At 58.0% G+C, this 16,452-nt stretch carries 13 protein-coding genes; 12 read left to right on the forward strand and 1 reads right to left on the reverse strand.

The window, feature by feature from the left end; all coding sequences use genetic code 11:
• The first annotated feature begins 97 nt into the window (after window positions 1–97).
• The 12 genes from AC50YL_RS18140 to AC50YL_RS18195 all read left to right on the forward strand — a co-directional run bounded on the left by AC50YL_RS18140 (window position 98) and on the right by AC50YL_RS18195 (window position 13,822).
• On the forward strand, window positions 98–1,789 hold the full coding sequence (locus tag AC50YL_RS18140) for an extracellular solute-binding protein (RefSeq protein ID WP_494834444.1): 1,692 nt from the start codon (window positions 98–100) through the stop codon (window positions 1,787–1,789).
• An 82-nt stretch (window positions 1,790–1,871) separates the two neighbouring features.
• A complete protein-coding gene (locus AC50YL_RS18145) occupies window positions 1,872–2,762 on the forward strand; it encodes an ABC transporter permease (protein ID WP_494833661.1) in 891 nt (296 codons plus the stop codon).
• A gap of 18 nt (window positions 2,763–2,780) precedes the next feature.
• Window positions 2,781–3,671 (forward strand): carbohydrate ABC transporter permease, encoded by an 891-nt coding sequence (locus AC50YL_RS18150; RefSeq protein WP_494833662.1) that lies wholly within the window; start codon window positions 2,781–2,783, stop codon window positions 3,669–3,671.
• A gap of 68 nt (window positions 3,672–3,739) precedes the next feature.
• Window positions 3,740–4,621 (forward strand): sugar phosphate isomerase/epimerase family protein, encoded by an 882-nt coding sequence (locus AC50YL_RS18155; RefSeq protein ID WP_494833663.1) that lies wholly within the window; start codon window positions 3,740–3,742, stop codon window positions 4,619–4,621.
• 48 nt (window positions 4,622–4,669) lie between these two features.
• On the forward strand, window positions 4,670–5,683 hold the full coding sequence (locus AC50YL_RS18160; RefSeq protein WP_494833664.1) for a Gfo/Idh/MocA family protein: 1,014 nt from the start codon (window positions 4,670–4,672) through the stop codon (window positions 5,681–5,683).
• Between the two features lie 61 nt (window positions 5,684–5,744).
• Window positions 5,745–6,911 (forward strand): Gfo/Idh/MocA family protein, encoded by a 1,167-nt coding sequence (locus tag AC50YL_RS18165; RefSeq protein WP_494833665.1) that lies wholly within the window; start codon window positions 5,745–5,747, stop codon window positions 6,909–6,911.
• 204 nt (window positions 6,912–7,115) lie between these two features.
• A complete protein-coding gene (locus AC50YL_RS18170) occupies window positions 7,116–8,426 on the forward strand; it encodes a VTT domain-containing protein (protein WP_494833666.1) in 1,311 nt (436 codons plus the stop codon).
• A 130-nt stretch (window positions 8,427–8,556) separates the two neighbouring features.
• Window positions 8,557–8,940: a VOC family protein gene (locus tag AC50YL_RS18175; RefSeq protein ID WP_494833667.1), complete on the forward strand. Its 384-nt coding sequence runs from the start codon at window positions 8,557–8,559 to the stop codon at window positions 8,938–8,940.
• Between the two features lie 265 nt (window positions 8,941–9,205).
• On the forward strand, window positions 9,206–10,195 hold the full coding sequence (locus tag AC50YL_RS18180) for an ABC transporter permease (RefSeq protein WP_494833668.1): 990 nt from the start codon (window positions 9,206–9,208) through the stop codon (window positions 10,193–10,195).
• A 45-nt stretch (window positions 10,196–10,240) separates the two neighbouring features.
• Window positions 10,241–11,119: a carbohydrate ABC transporter permease gene (locus tag AC50YL_RS18185; protein ID WP_494833670.1), complete on the forward strand. Its 879-nt coding sequence runs from the start codon at window positions 10,241–10,243 to the stop codon at window positions 11,117–11,119.
• A gap of 65 nt (window positions 11,120–11,184) precedes the next feature.
• Window positions 11,185–12,750: an extracellular solute-binding protein gene (locus AC50YL_RS18190; protein ID WP_494833671.1), complete on the forward strand. Its 1,566-nt coding sequence runs from the start codon at window positions 11,185–11,187 to the stop codon at window positions 12,748–12,750.
• A gap of 118 nt (window positions 12,751–12,868) precedes the next feature.
• Entirely contained in the window at window positions 12,869–13,822 is a 954-nt protein-coding gene (locus AC50YL_RS18195; RefSeq protein WP_494833672.1) for a phytanoyl-CoA dioxygenase family protein, read from the forward strand.
• A 276-nt stretch (window positions 13,823–14,098) separates the two neighbouring features.
• Here AC50YL_RS18195 and AC50YL_RS18200 read toward each other — a convergent pair whose 3' ends face one another.
• Window positions 14,099–16,387: a helix-turn-helix domain-containing protein gene (locus AC50YL_RS18200; protein ID WP_494833673.1), complete on the reverse strand. Its 2,289-nt coding sequence runs from the start codon at window positions 16,385–16,387 to the stop codon at window positions 14,099–14,101.
• Window positions 16,388–16,452: the final 65 nt, after the last annotated feature.

Genomic DNA, 16,452 nt, shown 5'->3' on the forward strand with positions numbered 1-16,452 from the left:
CCGTCTTAATGGGAGCTATGGATGCGTTATATTTATGGAGCAAGAACGATGACTAGTCGGAAAGAAGGGGAGCAAGTTGAAGAACAAAAGAAAAAGCATGTCGGCCGTTGCGGCATTATTGACGACAGCGCTGCTGATCAGCGCTTGCAGTTCGAACTCGGATTCGAACACGAACGCGGCATCGGACAACGGCGGCAACCAGTCGGGGAACACTGCCTCCGCACCGGCGGATCCATTCGGTAAATACGCGGAGCCGGTGTCGCTCGCGGTCGGCATGAAGGTCGATCCCGCCGACAAATCGCTCCCGGCCGGAGACACGCCGGAAAACAACCAATTCACGCGCTACATCAAAGACAACCTGAACATCGACGTCACCAACGCCTTCACGGCGTCGCCGACCAACTACGATCAGAAAGTCAGCTTGTCCATCTCGAGCAACGACCTGCCGGACGCGATGGTCGTCAACGCGCAGCAGCTGCGGAATATGTACGAGAACGGTCAATTGGCCGATTTGACGGACGCGTTCGATCAATACGCGTCGCCGGCTCTGAAGCGCGTGCTGCAGGATTCGAACAAGCGCGCGATGGATACCGTCACGTTCGACGGCAAGATCATGGCGCTGCCGCAGGCCGAGGATGCCGGCATCCACGAGATGTGGATCCGCAAGGACTGGCTGGACAAGCTGGGCTTGCAGCCGCCGAAGACGATGGCCGATCTGGAGAAGGTCGCCGAAGCGTTCGTCAAGAATGATCCGGACGGCAACGGCAAGGCCGATACGATCGGAATCGCCGGACCGTCCAGCAGCGGCAAAATGTACGCGAACTTCCTGGATTCCGCGAATAACCTGTACGGCTTCGATCCGATCTTCTCGGCTTACGGCGCTTACCCGGGGTACTGGGTCAAAGACGCGGACGGCAATCCGGCCTACGGCTCGACGCTGCCGCAGACGAAGGAAGCGCTCGGCGAGCTTCATGATCTGTACGCGAAAGGCTTGATCGACCAACAGATGGCGATCCGCACGGATTCCGGCGAGTCGATCGTCAGCGGCCAAACGGGCATGTTCTTCGCGCCGTGGTGGATGGGTTACGGCCCGCTTACGGACGCGATCAAGCAAAACCCGAAAGCCAACTGGCAGGCATATGCCTTGCCGCTGGACGCCCAAGGCCAATTCAGCCCGCATCTGAGCGCGCCGGCCGGACAATTCGTAGTCGTCTCCAAAGACTACAAAAATCCCGAATCCGTCATTAAGCTGCAAAACCTGCTGCTTCGCGACGAAAGCAAATTCGATCTGACGAAAGGCTCGATCGGTTTCTACCCGGTTCGCCTCGCGCTTGGACCGTCCGACGAATCGGAATTCACCGTGCAAGCGGTGCGCGACGTGCTCGCCGGCACGAAAACGCCGGAGGATTTCGCGGACAAGCCGGAATACAAGCTGCTCGCGGGAGACCTGAACAGCATCAAGAAGGTGAAGCTGGAGCCGTACGACAAGATGGATATCCAATACTGGAATCCGACGGCCGATATGGGCGCATGGACGCGGCTGTACTCCGTCATGGTCGGCGTCGCGCCGTTCGTGGACGTGCCGATGAACCGGGTGAGCAGCCTGCTGTACTCGCAAACGAACGCGATGGAAACGAAATGGGTCAACCTGAAGAAGATGGAAGACGAAACCTTCCTGAAAATCGTCGTCGGCGGAGCGTCGCTCGATACGTTCGACAAATTCGTAGCCGACTGGAAGAAACAAGGCGGCGATCAAATTACGGCCGAAGTCGCCGAAGCAGTGAAGTAATTAGAGGTTGAACGGAGGGGCTTGGCTTCAAGCGAGCCCCTTTTCATTGCCCGCCATTGGAAGAGTTGGGGAGGGATAACGAGTGAATACCAAAGGATTTGCCAAGCATTACTACTTGATGCTTCTGCCCGGCCTTGTCTGGCTCGGAGTATTCAGTATTTTCCCAATGTTCGGAATCGTCATCGCTTTCGAACATTTCAGCCCCGTCAAAGGCATGTTCGGCTCGGATTGGGTCGGTTTGGAAAATTTTCGCTACATGTTTACGCTCAGCGATACCAGAAGCATCTTTTTCAACACGATATTCATCGCGGTGATGAAGATCATCGCCAATCTGCTCGTACCGCTTGTCTTCGCTTTGCTGCTTAACGAACTGCGCCTGACCGTACTTAAGAAGTGGGTACAGACCATCGTCTATTTGCCTCACTTTCTGTCATGGGTCATTCTCGGGGGGATCGTGCTCGATCTGTTCTCCTTCGACGGTCCGATCAATGGCATCCTGTCGGTCTTCGGTCTGAAAGCAACCAATTTCTTCGCGAACGCGACGCTGTTCCCGTTCCTCGCGGTCGGCACGGACGTCTGGAAGGAATTCGGTTTCAATATGATTATTTATTTGGCCGCGCTGACCGGCATCAACCCCGCGCTGTACGAAGCGGCAGGGATGGACGGCGCCTCGCGGATGCGCCGCTTGTGGCATGTGACGCTGCCGGGCATTCGCACGACGGCCGCGCTGCTCGCCGTACTCGGTCTCGGGAACGTGCTGAACGCGGGCTTCGACCAAATCTTCAATCTGTACAATCCCCTCGTATATTCGTCCGGGGATATCATCGATACGTGGGTGTACCGTACCGGGTTGCTGAACATGCAGTATGAGCTTGCTACGGCCGTCGGGCTTCTGAAATCCGTCGTCGGCTTCATCCTGATCGCGATCTCGTACGTCGCGGCGAGCAAGTGGGCCAATTATCGGATTTTCTAAAGAAAGGAGGCGAGCGGAATGGTCAAAGATACGACATTCGGTTCAAAAGCGTTCGATGTGCTGATCGTGGCGGTGCTGGTGCTTGTCGCCCTCACGTGCATACTTCCGCTATGGTATACGCTGGCCGTATCGTTCAGCACCAAGGCCGCCGCGGCGGGAGGACAAATCTCGTTATGGCCGGTCGGCTTTAATTTGAATTCCTACAAGCAGCTGCTGCAGGACAACCAGTTCTTCATCTCGTTCTGGACGTCGATCAAGCGCGTCGTGCTGGGGGCCGGCTTGAATCTGATTATCGTGCCGCTGATGGCGTACCCGCTGTCGAAGACGATCCGCGACTTCCGGCTGCGGAACGTGCTCATGTGGGGCGTAATCTTCACGATGCTCTTCAACGGCGGATTGATTCCGCTGTACCTGACGGTCAAGAACCTGGGCCTGTTCAACAGCATCTGGTCGCTGGTGCTGGTCGGCGGAGCGCAAACGCTCGTGTTCAACGTCATTCTGGCCATGAACTTCTTCCGGAATCTGCCGAAGGAGCTGGACGAAGCGGCGCTCGTGGACGGCGCGGGACCTTGGTATATCCTGCTCAAAGTGTACGTGCCGTTATCAGCGCCGGTGCTGGCGACCGTGTCGCTGTTCAGCATCGTATACCACTGGAACGAATTCCTGTACGGGCTGGTGTTCATGACGCGGGAGCATTTCTATCCGCTCCAGACGTACATTCAGCAGGTCGTCGTCATGCTGGACCCGTCGACGATGTCCACGGACGAGCTGCAGCGGCTCAGCCAGCTGTCCAACCGGACCTTGAACGCGGCCAAGATCTTCATCGCGATGGTGCCGGTGCTGGTCGTCTATCCGTTCTTGCAGCGCTTCTTCATTCACGGCATCACGCTCGGCTCGGTCAAGGAATAAGCCGGGCGCGATTCGATCTATTTCTAGCTTATCATTCTAATCGATCATCCAAAGGAGCCTGACCTCATATGAAACAAATCCGAATCGGCACGCTCGTCGGCGGCGGAGACGCGGTACGCGTCCTGCCGCAAATTCTTCCGCACGGCTTCGAATCCTTCAGTCTGACGTTCTGGCAATCGACCAATGGTCTCGACCTGTCCGAGACCGCCAAGCGGGTCAAGGAAATACTGGCCGAGAAAGGCGTTCCCATCTCGAGCCTCGGCATCTTCGGCAATCCGCTGACCGGCGCGGGAGACAACGCCGACACGCTCGCCAGCTGGGAACGGCTGATCGATCATGCGCATGAATTCGGCACGGACCTGGTGGCGGGCTTCACGGGCCGCATGCCCGGCACGATCGACGATTCGCTTCCGCGGTATGCGGAAGTATTCGGCGAGCTCGCGAAACGCGCGGCGGACAAAGGCGTGAAGCTGGCGTTCGAGAACTGCGACATGGGCGGCACCTGGGACAGCGGCGATTGGAATATCGCCCACAATCCGACGGCCTGGGAAAGAATGTTCAATGCCTTGCCCGCGGAGAACATCGGACTTCAATGGGAGCCGACGCATCAAATGGTCAGTTTGATCGATCCGCTTCCGCAGCTGCGCAAGTGGGTCGGCAAGATCTTCAACGTGCACGGCAAGGATGCGACCATCGCCTGGGACGTCGTGCGCGAATACGGCATTCACGGTCCGAAGCCGTTCGTCTGGCACCGGACGCCGGGCTTCGGAGACACCAACTGGACGGACGTCATCTCGATCCTCCGTCAGCACGGCTACGAGGGCAGCATCGATATCGAAGGCTGGCATGATCCGGTGTATCGGGATGAATGGGAAATGACGGGCCAAGTGCACGCGCTCAATTATTTGAAAAACTGCCGCGGCGGCGATTTCGTTCCGAACCCGTCTTAACCGTATTTGCGATAGTGGCATCGAAATAGACAGAAAGAGGTGAGCGGAGTGGCACAACATAAAGTAGTGGTGGCCGGATGCGGCGGAATGGCCAACGAATGGCTCGATTACGCCGCGCAGCGGGAGAACGTCGAGATCGTCGGGCTGGTCGATTTGTTCGAAGAAGCCGCGAAGAAAATGGCGCAGAAGCGCGGGCTGAACGTGCCGACGTTCACGGATTTGTCCGAAGCGCTGGCCCAAACCGGCGCGAATCTCGTATTCGACGTGACGATTCCGGCGAGCCACAAGCAGATCGCCACGACGGCGCTCCGGGCGGGCGTCCACGTATTCGGCGAGAAGCCGATGGCGGAAACCTTGGCCGACGCGCAGGAAGTGCTGGCCGTGGCGAACGAGACCGGCAAGCGGTATTCCGTCATGCAAAACCGCCGGTATTTGAAGCATATCCGCGCGTTGTCGGGCTTCCTGGCAGACGGCGGGATCGGCAAGGTCGGCGCGCTGCACGCGGATTTCTTCCTCGGGCCGCATTTCGGCGGCTTCCGCGAGACGATGGCGAGTCCGTTGATCCTGGACATGGCCATCCATACGTTCGATCAGGCCCGTTTCTTGAGCGGAGCCGATCCCGTGTCGGTCTATTGCCATGAGTTCAATCCGGCCGGCTCCTGGTATGCGGGCAACGCTTCGGCGATCTGCATCTTCGAGATGAGCGACGGATCCGTATTCTCGTACCGCGGTTCATGGAGCGCGCAGGGCGCGGGCACCTCGTGGGAGTCCGATTGGCGCGTGACGGGCAGTCTCGGAACGGCGCTATGGGACGGGGACAATCGTCCGACGGCCGAGATCGTCAGCGGAGAGGAAGGCTTCATGCATCCGACCAAAGCGATCGAGGTACCCGATATCTGGACGGGCCGCCAAGGCCATTTCGGCTGCCTGGACAATATGTTCGACGCGCTGGAGCATGACCGGCTGGCCGAAACGGACAGCAGCGACAACATCAAGAGCGTCGCGATGGTCTTCGGCGCGATCGAGAGCGCAAGAACCGGACAGAAAGTAATGCTTGGATAAAACGGCCGCTTGATCGGCCGAGCGAATATAGAACAGCGCAGGATAGGATGGAGGCACAAGCATGAAAGAGATCCAAGTTGGCATGATCGGCTATAAATTCATGGGCAAAGCCCACAGCCATGCGTATCGCGATTTGCCGATGTTCTTCCCGGATGCTCCGGCTCCGGTCATGAAGGCGATCTGCGGCCGGGACGAGCAGGGCGTACGCCAGGCCGCCAAGCAGTTTGGCTGGGAGCATGCGGTGACGGATTGGCGCGAGCTGGTCGACCGGGCGGATATCGACGTCGTCGATATCAACGCGCCGAGCGACGCCCATAAGGAAATCGCCATCGCGGCGGCGAAAGCGGGCAAGCATCTGTTCTGCGAGAAGCCGCTTGCGCTGACGCTGTCCGACGCCAGAGAGATGCTGGCGGCTGCCGAAGCGGCGGGCGTCAAGCATATGGTCGGCTTCAATTACCGCTTCGCGCCGGCGATCCGCCTCGCGAAGAAGCTGATCGCCGAGGGCAGAATCGGCAAGATCCATCATTTCCGTGCCACCTTCCTGCAGGATTGGCTGGTCGATCCGGCATTCCCGCTCGTATGGCGGCTGAAGAAAGAAGTCGCGGGCTCCGGCTCGCACGGCGATCTCGGCGCGCATCTGATCGATCTGTCCCGCTACCTCGTCGGAGAGATCGACGAAGTGGTGGGCATGAGCGAGACCTTCGTCAAGCGCCGTCCGATCGCCGAGTCCATGACCGGCCTGAGCGCGCAAGGAAACACGGAAGGGCCGATGGGAGACGTTACGGTCGACGATGCGACGTTGTTCATGGCGCGGTTCGCGAACGGCGCGCTGGGCAGCTTCGAAGCAAGCCGGCTGGCCGCCGGCCATCGCTGCACGAACGCGTTCGAGATCAACGGCAGCAAGGGCAGCGTGCGTTTCGATTTCGAGCGCATGAACGAGCTGGAGGTTTATTTTACCGACGATGCGGACGACGTGCAGGGCTTCCGGCGCGTGCTTGCGACCGATCCCGCCCATGAATACATGGATGCCTGGTGGCCGCCGGGCCATACGATCGGCTTCGAGCATACGTTCATACACGAAGTGCTCGAGCTGATGGAAGCCATCCGCGACGATCGCCAGCCTGAGCCGAATTTCACGGACGGCATCAAGTGCCAAGAAGTGCTGGAGGCCGTGGACGTCTCGATCGCGGAGCGGCGCTGGGTCGCGATCAGCGAATTGCAGCAGTAAGCAACGGATCAGGAATCATATTAACGAACGGATCGCTTTGAGCGGCTTCGGGGGCAGGGATGCCTTCGGATACGCCAAGGCGATTTTTTTCGTTCAAGACGCCCGGTCATAGCCGTTTGCCGCAAGGGGCAACCTATTCCGTAGTCGGAATTTCCCGGCTAATCCGGAAACGGCATGGTCAGCCAAGGTATGGGAGGAGCAGACATGAGCGTCTTGAGCGCATTTCTGAATCATTTGTTGGACGTATACGGCTATTGGGTTCTGGGCGTCTCCTTGTTTCTGGAGATGCTGGCGCTGCCGCTGCCCGGGGAGCTGATCATGACATATGCGGGTCTTATCGTCTATCAAGGCAAGCTGGATTGGTTGCTTAGCGTCTTCATCGCCGGAATCGGGGCATCGCTTGGGATGACGGCTTCCTATTGGATCGGGTACCGCTTGGGCAATCCGTTCTTCGAGAAGCATGGAGCCCGCTTTCATTTCGGACCCGACAAGCTCGCCCGCCTGTCGGCCTGGTTCGAGCGGTACGGCAATAAGCTTTTGCTGATCGCGTATTTCATTCCCGGCGTTCGGCATATGACGGGCTATTTCTCGGGCACGACGAGATTGCCGTTCCGTAAATACGCGGCATTCGCGTATGCCGGAGCTTTCTTGTGGACGTTCGCGTTCGTTACGCTAGGCAAGCTGCTCGGGCCCAAATGGGAGCAGTATCATCAGGCGATCGACCGTTATTTGATTATTTTCGGCGTTGCGGCGGTAGTTGCCTATTTGCTCTATACATGGATCAAGAAGAGGCGGGTACAGGTCTACAACCGGTTGCTATCGTTAGCCGAAGCCGGATTCAGGCGATTCCGGTCCGTCAGTAAAATCAAGCTCCTCGTCCTTGCGGCCGGGGCGTTGTTCTTCGCGTGTTTTTCCTTGATGATCGGCATGATCCAGGATTTCATGGCCCATGAATTCGCCCGATTCGACGAGGTTGCTTCCTACGTGGTCGTCCGGATCTTCGACCGGGATTGGTCCGAATCGATGGGGCGGTTAACGGCGCTCGGGTCGTTATCGACGCTGATGTTTCCGATTCTGCTCGTGCTGCTCTGGATTCACTTCAGAGGAAAGGAACGTTTGCTCGAATTCGCCTTTTATATCGCCGTCGTGGCGGGCGGCAAAGGCTTGGACGAAGCATTGCGGCGATTATTCCATCTCATCGGTCCGGCAGGGAATCGGCCGACGTTTCCCAGCGAGCAGGTGTTCATGGCGCTGACCGTGTACGGTTTCTCGGCTTATCTGCTCGTTCGTCATCACGGGTCGTCCTGGCATCGCATCGCGGCAGCCGCGACGGTATCCGTCCTGTGCCTCTTGACCGGCATCAGCCTGGTCGATCTGGGCTTGAACGATCCAAGCGACGCCGCGGCCGGTTACGTCTTCGGCGGGATGTGGGTCGCGCTGAATATCGGATTGATGGAAAGCTTCCGCATCATGGGAAGAAGTTCGCTCTGGCTGCGATCCATCGTAGACGTGTAACCCGATCCGACATCTATTCATGGCGGATCAATGATGGGAAAAACAGGAATCAAGGGTTGTCTCCAGAACATACGTTTGGTATAATCGGTGCAGCGCGGTGCAGCGACTTTTGTTCGATGGAGGGATTCATTTGAAGATTTTGCAGGTCCGCTTGTTGGTGCCGAACGTTCGAGACTGTTTTTTGTTCTACAGGGACATCCTTGGTTTAGAGGTTCTCCATGGCAATGAAGACACGCCGTACGCCGAGTTCCAGACGGGAGATATTCATATCGCGCTGGAGCCGCTGCTCGCGAGCGAACCGGCCGATGCCCCGGGCAAGCCGCATGCATTCAGCGCCCGGGACCGGATCACGATCATCATCGGCGCCGAGAACGTGGACGCAGCCTACGATCGATTGACGGGCCAAGGCGTCGAATTCGTCAAAGCACCGCATGATACGCCCGAATGGGGCCATCGCGTCGCTTATTTCCGCGACCCCGCGGGCAATCTGATCGAGCTTAACGGCGGTCTCTGATTCGTTCTCCCCGTATTGCTCCTATCGTGTCCATATCCACGATAACCAAAGAAGCCGCGAAGTTCGCGGCTTCTTTTTCGTTATGAAGGCTGGCAGCTCACGCGGCTCCGGCGCGAAAAGCACGTATTTCAAAAGCGGCATCCACATTCGAAAACCGCAAAAGCCCGAAAACAAAGCCCGCGGCCGGAATGCGAAACGTTCGGCAGGCCATGTCTGGTGTAAGCTTAGGACAGATTCGCGCCAACACGAAAGGAGGATCGAAAGGATGAGTGAATTGAAAGGGCTTGCAGGGTTGGAAAGGCGTGTTCCGTCTCCGCCAACGGGACGGAAACCGATGTTCCCGACCGTCTTCTTCAAAGATCTGCTCAAGAACCCGCTGGCCTATTTGCTGGCTTTGCCGGCCATCGCGTATACCTGCGTGTTCGGGTATTTTACGTATCCGTACATGCTGGTGGCGTTTCAAAAATTCGATTACCGGAAGGGGCTGTTCGACAGCGATTGGGTAGGATTCGATAATTTTCAATTCCTGTTCAAGACGCCGTACACCTATCATGTCGTCTACAACACGATTAAGCTGAATCTCTTGTTTCTCGTGTTCGTCACGTTGTTTGCCGTCCTGCTGGCGCTCGTGTTGAACGAGATGCGCGCCAGGTGGTTTCTGCGGATAACCCAATCGACCATGCTGTTTCCCAACTATTTGTCCTGGATCGTGGTCAGCTACGTCCTGTACAGCTTCTTCTCCACCGATTACGGGATCGTCAACCAAGCGCTCGCGAAGTTCGGCATCGAATCGATCAACTGGTATTCCGAGCCGAATTCGTGGCCATGGATCCTGACCGGCATGCGGGTATGGAAGGACGCGGGTCTGACCGCGGTGATCTATCTGGCCGCGATGACCGGCATCGACCAGTCGCTCTACGAATCGGCGGCATTGGACGGCGCCAATCGCTGGCAGCAGACCAGGTGGATCACGATCCCGCTCATCATGCCGACCATCGTCATCCTCACGCTGCTCTCCCTGGGAAGAATCATGTACGGCGATTTCGGCATGATCTATGCCATCGTCAGCGATAACGGCGTGCTCTTCCCGACGACGGACATCATCGATACGTACGTGTTCCGGATCCTGCGGCAGACCGGAGATCCCGCGGAATCGACCGCCGTCGGGTTCCTGCAGTCGGGCATCGGATTCGTGCTGGTCTACCTGACCAATTACGCGACCCGCAAGTATTACAAGGAAGGCGCCCTATATTAACCCCGGATCGTTTCGATCGGAAGACGGGGATGAAGGAGGAAGCATATGGTTCGCGCGAACAAATGGGTCATCGGCCTGCTCGGCGCAAGCAGCGTCGTCTTTTCGTTATTTTGCATCATCCCGGTCATTCTCGTCTTGATGGTATCGTTCACGAACGAAGACAGCATCATCCGGGACGGGTACAGCTTCTTCCCGGAGCATTTCTCGTTCTATACGTACGAAATGGTCTTCTCGCGGGGCTCCAGCGTCTTGAACGGTTACCTGATCTCGACGGTCGTCACCTGCGTCGGGACGGCGCTTGCCGTCGCGATCACGGGCATGGCGGCGTATACGCTCGCCAACAAGGACGTCAGATGCCGGAACGCGCTGGCCTTGTTTTTCTTCATCACGCTGATCTTCCATACGGGCATCGTCCCGTGGTACCTGATGACCTTGCATCTGGGCTTGAAGAACAACCTGCTGGCGCTGATCGTGCCCAGCCTGCTGTTCAATCCGTTCAATCTGTTCCTGGTCCGCAATTACATGAACGGATTGCCGGACGCACTCCGGGAATCGGCCAAGATCGACGGCGCCAACGATCTGCAGATCGCCTTCCGGATCTATTTCCCGTTGTCGGTGCCCGTGCTGGCGACGGTCGGGTTGTTCTACGGCTTGGCGTATTGGAACGATTGGTGGAACGCGATCATGCTGGTCGACAACGAGAAGCTGTATCCGCTGCAGTACCAGTTGTTTCAATTGATGTCGAACATCCAGATGATCAAGGACATGCAGAGCATCGCGGGGGGCAGCGCCATCGTGACGCCGCCGCAGGAGTCGCTGAAGATGACGACCGCGATCGTGACGATCGGCCCGATCGTGCTGCTCTATCCGTTCCTGCAGCGGTATTTCGTCAAAGGACTCGTCATCGGTTCGGTGAAGGGATAGGGGACAGTCCTCCCGTCAAGGGATTGATATAGATGAGGATATTCAAGAACAGAGAGGGTGTTCGCATGTTTAGAAAAGGGATGTTGGTCGCGCTGGCCGCGATCCTGCTTGCGGTCCTCGCCGGCTGCGGCGGCAACGGAAACAACGAAAACAATGGAAACGCTTCCGATACGGACTCGCCCGATTCCGCCGTTCCTGCCGAGACGGGGGAGAGCGGCAAACCCGTTACCGTCAAATACGTCGTTCCCGGCGACAAGCCCGGCGATTACGACACGGTAATCGGCGAGGTCAACAAGAAGCTGATCGCCGACGGCACGGGCGTGCAGATCGACGTGCAGTATATTCCGTGGAGCGCGTGGGAGCAGAAGACCAACCTCATGCTCTCGACCGGCGAGCCGTTCGATTTGTTCCAAATCATGCAGGACGTCACGCCGTTCTCGACGTACTTCGCCAAGGGCGCGCTGTTGGATATTACGAAGTACCTCGATCAAGACGGCCCCAACCTGAAGCAGTACATCCCCAAGCAGGCCTGGGACGGGGCGACTATTAACGGGAAGATTTATACGATTCCGACTTATTGGCTCGAAGGCGGACGCAACGGCAATATCACGATCCGGAAGGATCTGCTCGACGCCCGCGGCCTGTCCGTCCCGACCGACGGGCAGGGGGTACTCGATGCCTGGAAAACGATCGCGCAGGATTGGAAAGGCGCCAGACCGCCTTATCTTCCGCTTGCGGCGACGAATTTCGACGAGCTGTGGATGGATTTTCTGCACCGCGGCTATTCCGATTATCCGTTTACCATCACCGAGAAGATGTTCTACGTCAATCAGGACGGCACGATCAAGCCTTGGGTGGAGACCGATGCCTTCAAGGCGGACAGCGCATGGTTCCGTCAAGCGTATCAGGCGCATCTGATAGACCCGGACGTGCTCGTCGCCAAGCCGGAGCAGCGCTCCGCGATGGAGAACAGCGGGGATTGGTTCCTGGAGCTCGGCGTGTACCAAGGCTCGATGGAGGACCTGAACAAGAACTATCCGGATCTGAAGGAAAGCGACGTCTATACGTACGACTTGTTTCCGGACGCGCAGGATCTGCGGACGCGGTCGATCAAGAACAGCAACGGCATTCCCACGACGAGCGCGCATCCGGAGGCTGCGGTCAAGTTCCTGAACTGGCTGTACGATAGCCAGGCGAATTACGATCTGTTCATGTACGGCATCGAAGGCAAGTCGTGGACCACGAGCGGCGGTCAAACTTACGCTCCCGTGCTCGATCCCAAGACCAACGTGCCGCTCTACAACCAGGCGGACTGGATGATCGGCAACCTGAAGTATTTGCGTTACAGCGACCGGATGCTCGACGTCACGACCAAAATCCTCTATACGCAGGACCCGGATGCGGTCAACAGCATCGTTGCGGCGTTCTTCTTCGACGCGGCGCCGGTGAAGGCGCAGTACGCGGCGGTCCTGAGCGCATACGAAGCGAACATGCTGCCGATCTGCCTCGGCGTGCAGGATTACGACAAGGCTTATCCCGCGGCGCTCAAGAAGATGAAGGAAGCCGGCCTGGACGAAGTGGTTGCCGAATACGCCAAGCAGTTCAAGGCTTATCAGGCGACGGTCGAATAAAGCGGAACGGGAGGATGTCATAAAACCGTTAGTTCGATCCTATTAGGTCGTAGTCATTGCCCGGATCGCGATCTACATTAGAAGATGAGGACCAGCACTCAGAATAGGATGTGAAACGATGAATACCAAAGTATTGACGAATTCGCAAATCGAGCAATTCATCGAACTCGGGTACGTACAGCTCGAAGAGGCATTCCCGCGCAAGGCGGCGCTTGCCGCGCAGGAGTTGCTATGGACGCAGGTCGAGAAGCAGGGCGTGAAGAAGGACGATCGCGCGACCTGGAATCAGCCGATGGTGCACATCAAGGAGCAATTCGACGACGAGGCGTTTCAAGTCTGCAATACGCTGAGACTGGCCGATGCCATCGAGGACGTGGTCGGAGCCGGGCGGTGGAAGGAACGTTCCGTCTACGGGCAGGACGACAAGAAGACGCTGTGGGGCTGGTGGCCGGTCAACTTCGCGTCCGGCGCGGACCGTCCATGGGACGTGCCGACGAACGGCTGGCATTGGGATGGCATGAGCCGCCCGCATTACGTCGACAGTCCCGAGCAAGGCCTGTTGCTGCTGTGCGTCTTCTCGGAGATCGGCATGCGGAGCGGCAGCACGCTCGTTGCCGAAGGTTCGCATAAGGTCGTCGCCAACATCTTGGCGGAGCACAATGACGGCCCGATGGCGCACGAAGCGATCGCCATCGCCAACCGCTCGCATCCTTGGCTGCGGGAGCTGACGAATACGAGAGACGGCGAGACCGTCGCCGATATTTACGCCAACGATGCGGCCGCGGCGGCCGATCCCGGAACCGGCGATCGCATCCGTAGGTTCATGGAACAGACGCATGTCGACGCCAATGGGGTACGCCTGCGCGTGGTCGAAACGCCGGCGTCCCCCGGCGACGTGCTGCTCTGTCACCCGTTCCTGTATCATTGCGCCTCGCAGAATCATTCGGGCGTGCCGCGCTTCATGTGCAACCGCGCGACGCCGTTGGTCAGACGGATGAACTTGAACCGGGCGAACCCCGAGGAGTATTCGCCGCTCGAGCTCAGCACGCGCCGTTCGATCGTGCGGGCATGATTCGCGCCGCGGTACGGCGACGTGCGATGGAACGTACCGCAAAGCGAAGTACAACGCATAGCCGAAGTACAACGCACTGCGGAATGCGCCGCATAGCCGGAGTGCGGCGCATAGCTGCATCGCGCTGCGCGCCAAAGTACCCATAGGCAGGTTGCGCCGCGCGCCGACGTGTGCCGAATAGCGAACCGTTCGCCGATTCATTGAACGGAGCCATATCGGCAGTCAGCCGCTCGATTTCCCGCGGGAAACGAGCGGCTGTTTCCTTGTGCGGACGGATCAGGCTTCCTCGGCATGGGTGTCCCGATACTGGGAGGGCGGATAGCCGTAATGCTTCTTGAATAACGTCGAGAAGTAAGCGGCGTTGCAGATTCCGACCCGCAAGCAGATTTTCGAGGCGGGCTCGTCGGTTTCGGTCAGCAGGCGCTTGGCCGCTTCCAGCCGGACTTGGTTCAGGTAGTCGTTGAAGGAACAATGGGTTCTTTTTTTGAACAATTTTCGCAGATAGCCCGGGGAGAGGCCGACGACATCGGCTGTCGTCTCGATCGACAGACCGGGCTCGGCGTAATGGTCGCGAACATGGGCTTGCACTTGTTCGATGATTTTGTTGTACTTCCCTACGACGGCCCGCTTGTTGAGCCGGTCCAGCAGGACGGCGATCTTGTCGCAGAATTCGCGCAGGACCGCTTCGATGTCGCCCAGCGTTTCGGCTTCCTTGATCTTCTCCAGCACCTCGTAATCGTCGTTGCCTTCTTCGTCGAGCCAGTCGAAGGCGGTTTCGAAATGCCGCGTCAGGTTAAGCGCCAATTGGTTCGTAAAGCTCACGGTCTGGTAATACGTCAGCGCGTTCAGCGCCCGAACCCAGTGGTCGATCCGCTTGTCGACGAGGCTTTCGTCCCCGCTTTGCAACGATTCGACGAGCTGTTTCTCCAGGGCGGAAGGGTACTTCTCTTCGAAGGAAAGGCGTCCCTCGACCCGCGGGAAATCGATGATCGCTTCCGGGCCGAAGAACATCCGGTACTTGGCGTACTCCAGCGCCGATTTGTAGGCGCGGCTCAGCTCGCCGCGGTCATGGACGATATCGCCGATCGCGATCGTGACCGTGATGCGGAAGTACGACCGTATGACGTCCTGCATCTCGGCAAGCGCCAGAAGGGCGTGCTCGCTCAGGCGTTCTCCCTGCAATTGGATGACCAAGACCACCTCGTCCTGGTCGGCGATCACCGCGTCGTTGGCGAAATGGCCGGACAGCATCTCGTGCGCGATATTCGAAATCGCGAATCGCAGCAATGCCTGTCCGTTAGGCGTACGCTGTTCCCGTACGAGGCGGAACCGGTCGATCTTGATCACGATGGCGGCGAAATGCGGACCGGTCAGCTCGCTTTCGGCCTGCTCGATCAGGTTGGCGGGAGAGACGACCGGCCGCACGCTGACCTTCAGCAGATGGAGGAGGTAATTCTCCTTGATCATGGGATAGGAGCGGCTGAGGTCTGCCCGCATGGAGGACGCGGTCTGCTGGGATTGGAAGAACGCATCGGTGAGAATGTCGTATTCGTCGCTGGCGGCGCTGCCGTTCGAGATCGAACCGAATCGGTCGATCAGCACCTTCATCGGCTTGTAGATCGCGCTGCTGAAGCGGGCGGCGAGCAGGAGGCCGAACAGGATAAGCAGCAGCGTCACGGCGATCGTGATTCCCTTCAGCCGCCGGATGTCTTTGAATACGGCATTGTACGCCTTCAGATTGACGAAGTACCCGTTCAGGTCATCGGATCTTACGTACGTGATCAGCTGTTTCTCGTTATCGACGTTCTGAATGAACCGGCCCTGGCTTCGGTTCGCCGTCAAGATGCGCCGGACGAAGGGCTTATCGGAAAAGTCGTGCATGAAAAAGCCCGGATCGGAATGGGAGATGACGGTTCCTTCGGCGTCCATCAGGAAGGTTCCGGATTCGGGCGAAGCACTGCCGATGCCGCGGATGAGGTTTTGCAAATACTCCTCGTCGACGTTGATCATGATCGCGTCCTTGGAAGGCAGCGTCAAGGAAAAGTCCGGATACAGGATGAACGTCAGCACGTGGTAAGTGGCGGGAATGTAGGGGTTCTCGACGACGCGCGGCCGAATCTCGACGTATTTGCTCGTCGGCGTGCCGCCGAGCAGCTCCGAGTTGGACGCGAGAGGCAGGTTCAAGCTGTCGATATACCGGTTATAGAAGCCGTTGTAAAGTCCGATATATTTGATGAACGGATAGACCGCGTTGACATGGTCCAACGCGTTCACCGCGTCGTAGTTGACGATCTTGTTCTCTTCGGCGGCATAGAGGAACGAAAGGACGGGGGCATTGTTCAACAGTTGCCCTCCGATCGCGTCGACCTGCTGATAGATTACGTTGGCCGCATAGCTGGTCTGGGAGAGGAAGGCGATGGAGTTGTCGTTGATGTCCTTCGCCGCGCTGGAGGAAAAGAAACCGTACAGGATGGCGCTGACCAAAATGACGGTCGTCAAGACGATCAACACGTAGCTCGTCATCAGTTTGCGATATACTTTGAAATGCAGGATCCGCTTCCACAAAATAGATTCCCCGCCCTCCGTCAAAGTTTGCTTCGGCTGCAAACAAGTCATAAAAACGTCAAGAA

The organism is Paenibacillus sp. J22P277 (genome assembly GCF_059383675.1).

Bases quoted from the DNA above. Each gene is read 5' to 3' on its own strand.
- AC50YL_RS18195 (WP_494833672.1), top strand. From the start codon at position 12,869: ATGAATACCAAAGTATTGACGAATTCGCAAATCGAGCAATTCATCGAA.
- AC50YL_RS18180 (WP_494833668.1), top strand. From the start codon at position 9,206: ATGAGTGAATTGAAAGGGCTTGCAGGGTTGGAAAGGCGTGTTCCGTCT.
- AC50YL_RS18190 (WP_494833671.1), top strand. From the start codon at position 11,185: ATGTTTAGAAAAGGGATGTTGGTCGCGCTGGCCGCGATCCTGCTTGCG.
- AC50YL_RS18165 (WP_494833665.1), top strand. From the start codon at position 5,745: ATGAAAGAGATCCAAGTTGGCATGATCGGCTATAAATTCATGGGCAAA.
- AC50YL_RS18140 (WP_494834444.1), top strand. From the start codon at position 98: ATGTCGGCCGTTGCGGCATTATTGACGACAGCGCTGCTGATCAGCGCT.
- AC50YL_RS18150 (WP_494833662.1), top strand. From the start codon at position 2,781: ATGGTCAAAGATACGACATTCGGTTCAAAAGCGTTCGATGTGCTGATC.
- AC50YL_RS18155 (WP_494833663.1), top strand. From the start codon at position 3,740: ATGAAACAAATCCGAATCGGCACGCTCGTCGGCGGCGGAGACGCGGTA.
- AC50YL_RS18185 (WP_494833670.1), top strand. From the start codon at position 10,241: ATGGTTCGCGCGAACAAATGGGTCATCGGCCTGCTCGGCGCAAGCAGC.
- AC50YL_RS18170 (WP_494833666.1), top strand. From the start codon at position 7,116: ATGAGCGTCTTGAGCGCATTTCTGAATCATTTGTTGGACGTATACGGC.